Source organism: Pseudomonas sp. H11T01 (assembly GCF_048515765.1).
GTDB lineage: Bacteria > Pseudomonadota > Gammaproteobacteria > Pseudomonadales > Pseudomonadaceae > Aquipseudomonas.
Map to the genome: position 1 here is coordinate 415596 of NZ_JBLYED010000001.1, position 13217 is coordinate 428812.

12 protein-coding genes are annotated in these 13217 nt (G+C 57.2%); 6 read left to right on the forward strand and 6 right to left on the reverse strand.

Going from position 1 to position 13217, the window contains the following annotated elements:
- The first annotated feature begins 37 nt into the window (after positions 1-37).
- Genes dnaN through gyrB form a run of 3 tightly spaced genes read left to right on the forward strand, consistent with a single transcriptional unit; the run spans position 38 to position 4687 of the window.
- Entirely contained in the window at positions 38-1141 is a 1104-nt protein-coding gene (gene dnaN, locus ACN1C3_RS02045; protein ID WP_419114106.1) for a DNA polymerase III subunit beta, read from the forward strand.
- A gap of 20 nt (positions 1142-1161) precedes the next feature.
- The gene (gene recF / locus ACN1C3_RS02050; RefSeq protein WP_419114107.1) at positions 1162-2265 is read left to right on the forward strand and encodes a DNA replication/repair protein RecF; all 1104 of its coding nucleotides are present in this window, start codon (positions 1162-1164) and stop codon (positions 2263-2265) included.
- A gap of 4 nt (positions 2266-2269) precedes the next feature.
- A complete protein-coding gene (gene gyrB / locus ACN1C3_RS02055; RefSeq protein ID WP_419114108.1) occupies positions 2270-4687 on the forward strand; it encodes a DNA topoisomerase (ATP-hydrolyzing) subunit B in 2418 nt (805 codons plus the stop codon).
- A gap of 487 nt (positions 4688-5174) precedes the next feature.
- Here the strand turns inward: gyrB and ACN1C3_RS02060 are convergent, their stop codons facing one another.
- From ACN1C3_RS02060 to glyQ, 4 genes are all read right to left on the reverse strand, one after another.
- Positions 5175-5945, reverse strand: a complete 771-nt coding sequence (locus tag ACN1C3_RS02060) for a lysophospholipid acyltransferase family protein (RefSeq protein ID WP_419114109.1) — start codon at positions 5943-5945, stop codon at positions 5175-5177.
- Positions 5946-6024: 79 nt separating this feature from the next.
- Positions 6025-6558, reverse strand: a complete 534-nt coding sequence (gene gmhB, locus ACN1C3_RS02065) for a D-glycero-beta-D-manno-heptose 1,7-bisphosphate 7-phosphatase (RefSeq protein WP_419114110.1) — start codon at positions 6556-6558, stop codon at positions 6025-6027.
- A gap of 18 nt (positions 6559-6576) precedes the next feature.
- A complete protein-coding gene (gene glyS / locus ACN1C3_RS02070; protein ID WP_419114111.1) occupies positions 6577-8631 on the reverse strand; it encodes a glycine--tRNA ligase subunit beta in 2055 nt (684 codons plus the stop codon).
- Positions 8628-9581 (reverse strand): glycine--tRNA ligase subunit alpha, encoded by a 954-nt coding sequence (gene glyQ / locus ACN1C3_RS02075; RefSeq protein ID WP_003213601.1) that lies wholly within the window; start codon positions 9579-9581, stop codon positions 8628-8630. The genes glyS and glyQ overlap by 4 nt, the downstream gene beginning before the upstream one ends.
- 81 nt (positions 9582-9662) lie before the next feature.
- Between glyQ and ACN1C3_RS02080 the strand changes: the two genes are divergently transcribed.
- The 3 genes from ACN1C3_RS02080 to ACN1C3_RS02090 all read left to right on the forward strand — a co-directional run bounded on the left by ACN1C3_RS02080 (position 9663) and on the right by ACN1C3_RS02090 (position 11469).
- Positions 9663-10226, forward strand: coding sequence for a DNA-3-methyladenine glycosylase I (locus tag ACN1C3_RS02080; RefSeq protein WP_419114112.1), 564 nt, complete (start codon positions 9663-9665; stop codon positions 10224-10226).
- A gap of 49 nt (positions 10227-10275) precedes the next feature.
- Complete coding sequence (locus ACN1C3_RS02085; RefSeq protein WP_419114113.1) at positions 10276-11163, forward strand: lysophospholipid acyltransferase; 888 nt, start codon at positions 10276-10278, stop codon at positions 11161-11163.
- A 66-nt stretch (positions 11164-11229) separates the two neighbouring features.
- Entirely contained in the window at positions 11230-11469 is a 240-nt protein-coding gene (locus ACN1C3_RS02090; protein WP_419114114.1) for a PilZ domain-containing protein, read from the forward strand.
- 16 nt (positions 11470-11485) lie between these two features.
- On the opposite strand, the gene ACN1C3_RS02095 is transcribed toward ACN1C3_RS02090, so the two are convergent.
- Positions 11486-11800, reverse strand: coding sequence for a tetratricopeptide repeat protein (locus ACN1C3_RS02095; protein WP_419114115.1), 315 nt, complete (start codon positions 11798-11800; stop codon positions 11486-11488).
- Positions 11801-11837: 37 nt separating this feature from the next.
- Positions 11838-13211, reverse strand: a complete 1374-nt coding sequence (gene trkA / locus ACN1C3_RS02100; protein ID WP_419114116.1) for a Trk system potassium transporter TrkA — start codon at positions 13209-13211, stop codon at positions 11838-11840.
- Positions 13212-13217: the final 6 nt, after the last annotated feature.

Genomic DNA, 13217 nt, shown 5'->3' on the forward strand with positions numbered 1-13217 from the left:
AACACCAGCGCAGCTTATTAAGGCAAGGGACTAGACCATGCATTTCACCATTCAACGCGAAGCCCTGTTGAAACCCCTGCAACTGGTCGCAGGCGTCGTCGAGCGCCGCCAGACCTTGCCGGTGCTTTCCAACGTGCTGTTGGTTGTCGAAGGCCAGCAATTGTCGCTGACCGGTACTGACCTGGAAGTCGAGCTGGTCGGTCGGGTGCAACTCGAAGAGCCTGCTGAGCCAGGCGAAATCACTGTCCCGGCGCGCAAGCTGATGGACATCTGCAAGAGTCTGCCAAACGACGCCCTGATCGATATCAAGGTCGACGAGCAGAAGCTTGTAGTGAAAGCAGGCCGTAGCCGCTTTACCTTGTCCACTTTACCGGCCAACGATTTCCCGACTGTCGAAGAAGGCCCCGGTTCGCTGACCTGCAGCCTGGAACAAAGCAAACTGCGTCGTTTGATCGAACGTACCAGCTTTGCCATGGCCCAGCAGGACGTGCGCTACTACCTCAATGGCATGCTGCTGGAAGTATCTGCCGGTATCATCCGCGCGGTAGCCACCGACGGTCACCGTCTGGCCATGTGCTCGATGCAAGCCGATATCGGCCAGCCGGATCGCCACCAGGTGATCGTGCCACGCAAAGGTATTCTGGAACTCGCACGCTTGCTGACTGAGCCGGACGGCCTTGTCAGCATCGTCTTGGGTCAGCATCACATCCGTGCAACCACCGGCGAGTTCACCTTCACCTCCAAGCTGGTCGACGGCAAGTTCCCTGACTACGAGCGCGTTCTGCCTAAAGGCGGTGACAAGCTGGTACTGGGCGATCGTCAGGCGCTGCGTGAAGCGTTCAGCCGTACTGCGATTCTTTCCAACGAGAAGTACCGTGGTATTCGTCTGCAACTGGCCAACGGCCAGCTGAAGATCCAGGCGAATAACCCGGAGCAGGAAGAAGCGGAAGAAGAAGTCGGCGTCGAATACAACGGCGGCTCACTGGAGATTGGCTTCAACGTAAGCTACCTGCTCGACGTGTTGGGCGTGATGACCACTGAACAAGTGCGCTTGATTCTGTCCGATTCCAACAGCAGTGCGTTGGTGCAAGAGTCCGACAACGATGACTCGGCTTACGTCGTTATGCCGATGCGCCTGTAACCATGTTCAGCAGAAGCTAGATGTCCCTCAGTCGCGTCTCGGTCACCGCGGTGCGCAATTTGCACCCGGTGACCTTCTCCCCTTCCCCTCGCATCAACATTCTTTACGGCGCCAACGGCAGTGGCAAAACCAGTGTTCTGGAAGCCATCCACTTGCTGGGGCTCGCCCGCTCGTTTCGCAGTGCCCGTTTGTTGCCGGTTATTCAATACGAGCAATTGGCGTGCACGGTATTTGGCCAGGTTGAATTGGCTCAGGGTGGGCACAGCGCCTTGGGGATTTCCCGTGACCGCCAAGGGGAGTTTCAAATTCGTATCGACGGGCAGAATGCTCGCAGTGCGGCGCAGCTGGCCGAAATACTGCCTCTGCAATTGATCAATCCTGACAGCTTCCGACTGCTGGAAGGTGCTCCAAAAATCCGTCGACAGTTTCTAGACTGGGGTGTGTTCCACGTGGAACCACGTTTCATGTCCACTTGGCAGCGGCTGCAGAAGGCCCTTCGGCAGCGGAACTCATGGCTGCGGCATGGTACACTTGACGCCGTTTCGCAAGCGGTTTGGGACAGAGAACTGTGCCAGGCCAGCGCTGAAATTGATGAGTACCGCCGCGCTTACATCAAAGCCTTGAAACCAGTCTTTGAACAGACCTTGAGTGAACTGGTTGAGCTCGAGGGCTTAACGCTTAGCTATTACCGAGGTTGGGATAAAGAGCGAGAGCTGAGCGCAGTGCTCGCCATGTCTCTTCACCGGGATCAGCAGATAGGGCATACCCAGGCCGGACCACAACGTGCTGATTTGCGTCTTAGATTGGGCGCACATAACGCCGCGGACATCTTGTCCCGTGGTCAGCAGAAGTTGGTGGTCTGTGCGTTGCGGATTGCCCAAGGGCATTTGGTCAGCCAAGCCCGGCGTGGCCAGTGTATTTATCTAGTGGATGACTTGCCGTCCGAGCTGGACGAGCAGCACCGCCGCGCACTTTGCCGCTTGTTGGAAGACTTACGCTGCCAGGTGTTTATCACCTGTGTAGACCACGAATTATTGAGGGAAGGCTGGCAGACGGAAACGCCAGTCGCTCTGTTCCACGTGGAACAGGGCCGTATCACCCAGACCCACGACCATCGGGAGTGAAGGCATGAGCGAAGAACATACGTACGACTCAACCAGCATTAAAGTGCTGAAAGGCCTAGATGCCGTACGCAAACGTCCCGGTATGTACATTGGTGACACCGACGATGGTAGCGGTCTGCACCATATGGTGTTCGAGGTGGTCGATAACTCGATCGACGAAGCTTTGGCCGGCCATTGCGACGACATCAGTATCATTATCCACCCGGATGAATCCATCACCGTGCGTGACAACGGTCGCGGCATTCCGGTAGACGTGCATAAAGAAGAAGGCGTTTCTGCAGCCGAGGTCATCATGACCGTACTGCACGCTGGCGGTAAGTTCGATGACAACTCTTACAAAGTATCTGGCGGTTTGCACGGTGTAGGTGTGTCGGTAGTGAACGCTCTTTCCGAGTTGCTGGTGCTGACGGTTCGTCGCAGCGGCAAGATCTGGGAACAGACCTACGTACACGGTGTTCCTCAAGAGCCGATGAAAATCGTTGGTGAGACCGAATCCACCGGTACCCAGATTCACTTTAAACCGTCCGATCTGACCTTCAAGAACATCCACTTCAGCTGGGACATTCTGGCCAAGCGGATTCGTGAACTGTCTTTCCTGAACTCCGGTGTGGGTATCGTCCTCAAGGATGAGCGCAGCGGTAAGGAAGAACTGTTCAAGTACGAAGGCGGTCTGCGCGCGTTCGTTGAATACCTGAACACCAACAAGACTCCGGTCAACCAGGTGTTCCACTTCAACGTCCAGCGTGAAGATGGCATCGGCGTAGAAGTTGCTCTGCAGTGGAACGACAGCTTCAACGAAAACCTGCTGTGCTTCACCAACAACATCCCGCAGCGCGATGGCGGTACTCACCTTGTGGGCTTCCGTTCGGCGCTGACGCGTAACCTGAACACCTACATCGAAGCGGAAGGTCTGGCGAAGAAGCACAAAGTCGCGACCACCGGTGACGATGCCCGTGAAGGTTTGACGGCGATTATTTCGGTCAAGGTGCCGGATCCGAAGTTCAGCTCCCAGACCAAAGACAAGCTGGTTTCTTCCGAAGTGAAGACTGCTGTCGAACAGGAAATGGGCAAGCACTTCTCCGACTTCCTGCTGGAAAACCCGAACGAAGCCAAGCTGGTTGTCGGCAAGATGATCGACGCTGCGCGCGCTCGTGAAGCGGCGCGTAAAGCCCGTGAGATGACCCGTCGTAAAGGTGCGCTGGATATCGCTGGCCTGCCGGGCAAACTGGCTGACTGCCAGGAAAAAGACCCTGCCCTCTCCGAACTGTACCTAGTGGAAGGTGACTCTGCTGGCGGTTCCGCCAAGCAGGGACGTAACCGCAGGACTCAAGCGATTCTACCGCTGAAAGGTAAAATTCTTAACGTTGAGAAAGCCCGCTTCGACAAGATGATTTCCTCGCAAGAGGTCGGCACCTTGATCACTGCGCTGGGCTGCGGCATCGGTCGCGACGAGTACAACATCGACAAGCTGCGCTATCACAACATCATCATCATGACCGATGCTGACGTCGACGGTTCGCACATCCGTACCTTGCTGCTGACCTTTTTCTTCCGTCAGTTGCCTGAACTGATCGAGCGTGGCTACATCTACATCGCTCAGCCACCGCTGTACAAAGTGAAGAAAGGCAAGCAAGAGCAATACATCAAAGACGACGACGCCATGGAAGAGTACATGACGCAGTCGGCCCTTGAAGATGCGAGCCTGCACCTGAACGAAGAAGCCCCGGGTATTTCCGGTGAAGCGCTTGAGCGTCTGGTGAATGACTTCCGCATGGTGATGAAGACCCTCAAGCGTTTGTCGCGCCTGTATCCACAGGAACTGACCGAGCACTTCATCTACCTGCCTGCGGTCAGCATGGAGCAGCTGTCCGATCACGCAGCGATGCAGGATTGGATGGCCCAGTACGAAGTTCGTCTGCGTACCGTAGAAAAGTCTGGCCTGGTTTACAAAGCCAGCCTGCGTGAAGACCGTGAACGTAACGTCTGGCTGCCAGAGGTCGAACTGATCTCCCACGGTCTGTCGAACTACATCACCTTCAACCGCGACTTCTTCGGTAGCAATGACTACAAGACGGTCGTCACCCTTGGCGCTCAGTTGAGCACCTTGCTGGACGACGGTGCTTATATTCAACGCGGCGAGCGCAAGAAAGCTGTCACCGAGTTCAAGGAAGCATTGGAATGGTTGATGGCCGAAAGCACCAAGCGTCACACCATCCAGCGCTACAAAGGTCTCGGTGAGATGAACCCGGACCAACTGTGGGAAACCACCATGGACCCAAGTGTGCGCCGTATGCTGAGAGTGACGATCGAAGATGCCATTGGTGCCGACCAGATCTTCAACACCCTGATGGGTGATGCGGTCGAGCCACGTCGTGACTTCATCGAAACCAACGCCTTGGCGGTGTCCAACCTGGACTTCTGATCAGGTGTGATCTGCTGAAATAAAAAAGGCCAACGCTTAGCGTTGGCCTTTTTTGTTTGGTCTGTGGAGAAATATGCGGTGTCTATGTATGCGCCAGGATCGCAGCCTGCGGCAGCTCCTAAAAGGGATTTGCATACACTCACAATATGGTGGGTGTACTTGGTCAGCGTAGGAGCTGCCGCAGGTTCGGGCCGCGTTCGGACGATCTTTTGATCTTTACTTGTTTGCTGTGGCGACGTTTTCCAGTCGATATCCCTGGCCATAAATGGTCAGTAGCTGCGAATCCAGAGCGTGTTCCCAACCTCTTCAACCTGCGTTCTGCAGGCAGAAAAAACCGGCTATAAAAGCCGGTTTTTTTATCGTCATAAAAAACTTATGCACGTTTTTCATCATTTTATGAGATTAAAAAATATGTATATAAATCATAAGCTTATTTAACGAATGGCGCTGTTTTGAACAAAATGGTACACAGGTTATCCACAGAATCTCAGACAGCCAGTTTTTCCGGCTCTGCGGTGAGAGGCGGCAGTGAGCCCATGTCTCGCTGAGTCTGCTCGTTCCAGGCTGAAACCCGGTCATTGAGTTCGGCAATGGCCCGCGGTCCAGTACCTTCGGCATACATCGGCGCGCCGATCACCACGGTGATGGTGCCAGCCTTTTTAGCCCAGCCAGTCTTTGGCCAGAACTTGCCGGCGTTGTGCGCAATTGGCAGAACCGGCAGCGCGGCATTGACCGCCAATGCGGTACCGCCACGGGAGAACTTGCCGAGTGTGCCGAATGGAACTCGTGTGCCTTCCGGAAAGATCAGCACCCAGACGCCATCCTTGAGCAGCTCGTCGCCCTTCTTCGCTACATGCTTGAGCGCAGCTTTTGGGTTGTCACGGTCGATAGCGATCGGACGCAACATGGCCATCGCCCAACCGAAGAACGGTACATAGAGCAGCTCGCGCTTGAGCACCTGACTCAATGGTTGGAAGTAGGCCGAGAGAAAGAACGTCTCCCAGGTGCTCTGGTGGTTCGACAGAATCACGCAGGGCTGTTCAGGCACGTTCTCGGCGCCTTTCACTTCAAAGCGGATACCGAGGAATACTTTGCTCAACCACAGCGCGCACCGGCACCAGTACACGTTGATAAAGCGATAACGTGCCTTGAACGGTAAAAAAGGCGCAATAAAAAAGCTGAGGCTGCACCACATCAACGAGGTGGTGCCCAGCAGCAGGTAAAAGAAAAAAGTTCTGATTGCCTGCAAGATCGACATAGCGGCATTTGCCTATTAAAAGCGCACTCCGGAGCTGTCCTTGGTCAGGATGTCAGAAGCGCTCTATTTGTGGATAAGTTCAGTCGCGCACAAGTTCAGCGGCAACTGCCGCCAGATCGTCAAAAATCAAGGTGCCCACCGGTAGGGTTTTGCTAAGCGTTTTTTCGCCTTTACCGGTTTTTACCAAAACTGGCTGAGAGTCGACGGCTTTTGCAGCTTCCAGGTCACCGAGAGTGTCGCCGACAAACCATAGGCTGGTCAGCTCCACGTTGTAATGAGCGGCGATGGCTTTCAGCATGCCGGGTTTTGGCTTGCGGCAATCGCAGCCATCATCCGGTCCGTGGGGGCAATAGACAATGAGCCCGACTTCTCCACCCTGCTCCGCTACCAGTGAGCGCAAGCGCTCGTGCATGGCGTCCAGGGTCGCGACATCGTAGTAACCGCGAGCAATACCGGACTGGTTGGTAGCAACGGCTACCGTCCAGCCGGCTTTGCTCAACTGCGCGATGGCTTCGATCGAGCCGGGAAGCGGAATCCACTCTTCCACCGATTTGATATAAGCGTCGGAGTCGTAATTGATCACCCCGTCCCGATCGAGAATCAGCAGTTTCAAACTCCGCCCCTTAAACAATTAGCCCAGCAGCGAAATATCGGCGACACCGAGGAACAGCCCACGCAGACGCGCCAGCAACGCATAACGGTTGGCACGTACTTTGGGGTCTTCAGCATTGACCATCACTGCCTCGAAGAACGCATCGACCGGCTCGCGCAACGCTGCCAGACGCGCCAGCGATTCACTGTACTGACGCGCCGCAGCCATTGGCTGGACCGCCTGATCAGCCTGCTGGATCGCCGAGTACAGCGAGAACTCGTTGGCGTTGTCGAAGTACTTGGCTTCGACGGTGCTCGGGATCGAGCCTTCAGCCTTGCTCAGCAGGTTCGATACGCGCTTGTTCACCGCCGCCAGAGCCGCCGCTTCCGGCAATTTGCGGAAAGCCTCAACGGCTTGCACGCGCTGATCGAAGTCCAGTGCCGAACCCGGTTTCAGGGCGCGCACCGATAGATAGGTGCCCACATCCACGCCTTCGTCTTCGTAGCGAGCACGCAGACGATCGAAGATGAACTCCAGCACCAGATCGGCCAGACCGGCCGCTTTGACCTTGGAGCCGAATGCATTGACGGCGAACGCCACCGCTTCGGTCAAATCGAGGTCAAGCTTCTTGTCGATCAGGATCCGCAACACGCCCAGAGCAGCGCGGCGCAGGGCATACGGGTCTTTGCTCCCGGTTGGCAGCATGCCAATACCGAAGATGCCGACCAGAGTGTCGAGCTTATCGGCGATCGCCACGGCTGCACCGGTAACGGTGGTCGGCAACTCAGCACCAGCACCGCGCGGCATGTATTGCTCGTTCAGCGCCAGGGCAACGTCTTGCGGCTCGCCGTCGTTAAGGGCGTAGTAGTAACCGGCGACACCTTGCATCTCCGGGAACTCACCGACCATCTCGGTCGACAGGTCGCACTTGGACAGCAGGCCGGCACGGGCAGCCCAGGATGCATTGCCGCCAATTCGTGCAGCAATGTAGGCCGCCAGTTTGGAAACACGTTCGGCCTTGTCGTAGACGCTGCCCAGTTTTTCCTGGAACACCACGTTCTGCAGGCGCAGGTTGAAGCTTTCGAGCTTCTGCTTCTTGTCTTGCTTGAAGAAGAACTCGGCGTCGGTCAGACGTGGGCGAACCACTTTCTCGTTACCCGAGATGATCTGCTGCGGGTCTTTGCTTTCGATGTTGGCCACAGTGATGAAGCGTGGCAGCAACTTGCCGTCGGCATCCAGCAGGCAGAAATACTTCTGGTTGTCCTGCATGGTGGTGATCAGTGCTTCCTGCGGTACGTCGAGGAAACGCTCTTCGAACGAGCACACCAGCGGCACCGGCCATTCAACCAGGGCGGTCACTTCGTCGAGCAGGTTCGGCGGAACGATCGCAGTACCTTCCTGCAAGGCGGCCAGCTCGGCAGTGCGCTTGCTGATCAGCTCGCGACGCTCGTTGGAATCCGCCAGTACGTAAGCACCGCGCAGGTCTTGCAGGTAGTTGGCCGGCGAAGTGATGCGCACGCTTTCCGGGTGATGGAAGCGGTGACCACGGGAATCGCGACCGGCTTTCTGGGCAAGGATGGTGCAATCGATGACCTGGTCACCGAGCAGCATGACCAGCCACTGAGTTGGGCGAACGAACTCTTCTTTGCGAGCGCCCCAGCGCATGCGCTTTGGAATCGGCAAGTCGTTCAGGGAATCTTCGACGATAGTCGGCAGCAGGCTGGCGGTGGCCTTGCCTTCGATGCGCTGGCTGTAGCGCAGTTTCGCGCCGCTCTGATCGATTTCGCTCAGGTCAACGCCGCACTTCTTGGCGAAGCCCAAGGCGGCCTGAGTCGGATTGCCTTCGGCATCGAACGCGGCCTGACGTGGCGGGCCGTCGAGGTTGATGCTGCGATCCGGTTGCTGGGTGGCCAGCGCCGTGATTAGCACGGCCAAACGACGCGGCGCGGCGAAGACCTGTTTAGCTTCGTAGTTCAGGCCCGCGGCTTGCAGGCCTTTGTCGATACCGGCAAGGAACGCCTCAGCCAGAGTATTCAGGGCTTTGGGTGGCAGTTCTTCGGTGCCCAGTTCAACCAGAAAATCTAGAGCACTCATTGTGCAGCCTCCAGCTTAGCCAACACTTCATCACGCAAATCCGGGGTCGCCATCGGGAAGCCCAGCTTGGCCCGGGCCAGCAGGTAGGCCTGCGCCACGGAACGAGCCAGGGTGCGCACACGCAGGATGTACTGTTGACGTGCGGTGACCGAAATCGCCCGACGAGCATCCAGCAGGTTGAAGGTGTGCGAGGCCTTGAGGACCATTTCGTAGCTTGGCAGCGGCAACGGCTGATCCAGTTCGATCAAACGCTTGGCTTCGCTTTCATAGAAGTCGAACAGCTCGAACAGCTTCTCGACGTTGGCGTGTTCGAAGTTGTAGGTCGACTGCTCCACTTCGTTCTGGTGGAACACGTCGCCATAGGTCACTTTGCCGAACGGACCGTCAGCCCAGACCAGGTCGTAGACCGAATCGACGCCTTGCAAGTACATGGCCAGACGTTCCAGGCCATAAGTGATTTCGCCGGTCACTGGGTAGCACTCAATGCCGCCTGCCTGCTGGAAGTACGTGAACTGAGTCACTTCCATGCCGTTGAGCCATACTTCCCAGCCCAGACCCCAGGCGCCCAGGGTCGGCGATTCCCAGTTGTCTTCGACGAAACGGATGTCGTGCACCAATGGGTCGAGGCCCACGTGCTTGAGCGAGCCCAGGTACAGTTCCTGGAAGTTATCCGGGTTTGGCTTCAATACCACCTGGAACTGGTAGTAGTGCTGCAAACGGTTCGGGTTTTCGCCGTAGCGGCCGTCAGTCGGACGACGACTGGGCTGCACATAAGCGGCGTTCCAGGTCTCCGGGCCAATGGCGCGAAGAAAGGTGGCGGTATGAAAAGTGCCGGCGCCTACTTCCATATCGTAGGGCTGAAGTACCACACAACCTTGCTCGGCCCAGTATTGCTGGAGTGCGAGGATCAAGTCTTGGAAGGTACGCACGGCTGGCGTAGGCTGGCTCACGAAATTCACCTGTTTCTTGGGCTGCGATTTAAAGAGCGGGAGTATACCCGATTCGTTTGCGCGCACGCCCCCTGGAGCCTTATGCCACGCTGCTTTTGGTGTTCTGAAGATCCGCTGTACATGGCTTATCACGATCAGGAGTGGGGCGTACCGCTACGCGATGCGCAGCGCTTGTTCGAGTTGCTTTTGCTCGAAGGGTTCCAGGCCGGGCTATCGTGGATCACTGTCCTGAGGAAACGTGAGCGTTATCGTGAGGTGTTGTTTGGCTTCGACATACAGCGCGTGGCGCAGATGAGCGATGCCGAAATCGACGATTTGATGCTCGATCCCGGGATTATCCGCAATCGCCTGAAACTCAACGCAGCACGCCGCAACGCCCAGGTCTGGCTGGCGCTGGAAGACCCGGTGGCGCTGCTTTGGTCGTTCGTCGGCGGTAAGCCCATGGTCAATCATTTCAAGGATCGCAGCGAGGTCCCAGCGGTGACGCCAGAGGCCGAAGCGATGAGCAAAGGCTTGAAAAAAGCCGGCTTCACCTTTGTCGGCCCAACCATCTGTTATGCCTTGATGCAGGCGTCCGGGATGGTCATGGATCACACCACCGATTGTGATCGCTACGCCATCTTGCGCAGTGGGCGGTTAGAATAGCCGGCTCGCGACATGGCCTAGAGTCGGTTTAGAAGATCAGGAGTGACCTGTGGATAAGTTTAAAGGCGCCTTGCTGGTAGGCGCTCTGCGGTTGTTTGCAATGCTGCCCTGGCGGGCGGTGCAAGCAGTAGGCACGGTGATTGGCTGGGTAATGTGGAAAACCCCCAACCGTTCCCGCGACGTGGTGCGGATCAACCTGGCGAAATGCTTCCCCGAGATGGATGCCGCCGAACGCGAGCGTCTGGTCGGGCAAAGTTTGATGGATATCGGTAAGTCGCTGACCGAAAGTGCCTGCGCCTGGATCTGGCCGGCCCAACGCTCCATCGACCTGGTGCGTGAAGTGGAAGGCCTCGACGTACTGAAAGACGCGCTGGCCTCCGGCAAGGGTGTGGTCGGTATCACTAGCCACCTCGGCAATTGGGAGGTGTTGAACCACTTCTATTGCAGCCAGTGCAAACCGATCATTTTCTATCGTCCGCCCAAGCTTAAGGCTGTGGACGACTTGCTGCGCAAACAGCGAGTGCAACTGGGCAACCGCGTCGCGGCGTCCACCAAGGAAGGCATCCTCAGCGTCATCAAGGAAGTGCGCAAAGGTGGTGCGGTGGGTATCCCGGCTGACCCGGAACCGGCCGAATCCGCCGGGATTTTTGTGCCGTTCTTCGCCACCAAGGCGCTGACCAGCAAATTCGTGCCGAACATGCTCGCGGGCGGTAAAGCGGTCGGTGTGTTTCTGCATGCCCTGCGTCTGCCTGACGGTTCAGGTTACAAAGTGATCCTCGAAGCCGCTCCTGAGGCCATGTACAGCACCGATACCGAGACCTCATGTGCGGCGATGAGCCAAGTCGTCGAGAAATACGTGCGGGCTTATCCGAGCCAGTACATGTGGAGCATGAAGCGCTTCAAGAAGCGTCCGGCGGGCGAGGCGCGCTGGTACTGAGTCTCCTGGCATGATCTGTGGATAACCCGTGTGTTATCCGCAGCAGTTTGAACAAGGGCGCAATAGATGTCCGAACACCGAAAATCCTTTCGCATCAAAATCCAGCACCCCAGTTTTGGCGAGTGCCTGGGCCAGACGCGCAATCTTTCAGCCAGCGGCGTGTACGTGAAACATCCGGCACTCTCGGCGTTGGCCAAGGGCGCGGTGGTCTACGGTCAGGTCCAAGACCTGCCGGTGACTGCGCCTCGGGTGCGCATGGAAGTGGTGCAGGTCGACGCCGAAGGCATCGGACTGCGTTACCTTTGAGCTGACTGTTTTTTGATCAGTGCGCCTGGCGCTCGAGTTTCTTCAGAAACACCATCATTTCCTTTTCCGCCTGTTTGTCGCCATGACCGCGCGCCGCTTCGAGTCCCTGTTCCCAGGCTTGGCGGGCGGCCGGGTAATCGGCCAGCGCCACATAGGCTTTACCGAGCAACTTCCAGGCAGCGGAATACTTCGGATCGAATTCGACGCAGCGCTGGAAATGCTCGGCCGCCTTGGCGTTCTCGCCCAGATCCAGATAACCCTTGCCCAGACCGAAGCGCAGCAATGAGTTATCCACACCCTTGGCCAGCATTTTTTCCAGGGATTCGATCATTTGTGGATTCCTTTCAGGGGGGTGATCGCGTGAAGGATTAGAAAAAGCTCAACCCCACATGAAACAGCTTCTCCACATCGCGGATATGTTTTTTATCCACAAGGAACAGAATCACATGGTCGCCGGTCTCGATGACCGTGTCATCGTGGGCAATGATGACTTCTTCGTCACGGATGATCGCACCGATCGTGGTGCCTGGCGGTAAACCGATATTTTCGATAGCGCGGCCGATCACTTTGCTCGACTTGGCATCGCCATGGGCAATCGCCTCGATGGCCTCCGCTGCTCCACGACGCAACGAGTGAACGCTGACGATATCGCCGCGGCGCACGTGGGCCAGCAAGGTGCCGATGGTCGCCAACTGTGGGCTGATGGCGATATCGATGTCACCTCCCTGAATCAGATCGACATAGGCCGGGTTGTTGATGATGGTCATCACCTTCTTCGCGCCCAGGCGTTTGGCCAGCAGCGAGGACATGATGTTGGCTTCGTCATCGTTGGTCAGTGCCAGGAAGATATCGGCGTCGGCGATGTTCTCTTCCAGCAGCAAGTCGCGGTCTGATGCGCTGCCCTGCAACACCACGGTGCTGTCGAGATTGTCCGAGAGATGGCGGCAACGTGCCGGGTTCATCTCGATGATCTTCACCTGATAGCGGCTTTCGATGGCCTCGGCCAAGCGCTCGCCGATCTGCCCGCCACCGGCAATCACGATGCGTTTGTAGCTTTCATCGAGGCGGCGCATTTCGCTCATCACTGCACGAATATTCGCTTTGGCGGCGATGAAAAATACTTCGTCGTCCGCTTCGATGACCGTATCGCCTTGGGGCAGTATCGGTCGGTCGCGACGGAAAATGGCTGCAACGCGGGTCTCGACATTGGGCATGTGCTCGCGCAGCTGCCGCAGTTGTTGACCCACCAACGGTCCGCCGTAGTAAGCCTTGACCGCCACCAGTTGCGCCTTGCCCTCAGCGAAGTCGATCACCTGCAAGGCCCCGGGATGTTCGATCAGGCGCTTGATGTAGTTGGTGACAACCTGTTCCGGGCTGATCAGCACGTCGACCGGAATCGCATCGTTGTCGAACAGCCCGGCGCGCGTCAGGTAAGCCGCTTCGCGTACACGGGCGATCTTGGTCGGAGTGTGGAACAGGGTGTGGGCGACTTGGCAGGCGATCATGTTGGTTTCGTCACTGCTGGTCACCGCCACCAGCATGTCGGCATCATCGGCGCCAGCCTGACGCAGCACCGTCGGGAACGAGCCGCGGCCTTGCACGGTACGGATATCGAGCCGATCGCCGAGATCACGCAGACGTTCGCCGTCGGTGTCGACCACCGTGATGTCATTGGCTTCGCTGGCCAAGTGTTCTGCCAGCGAACCGCCGACCTGCCCTGCGCCGAGGATGATGATTTTCATCCAGTC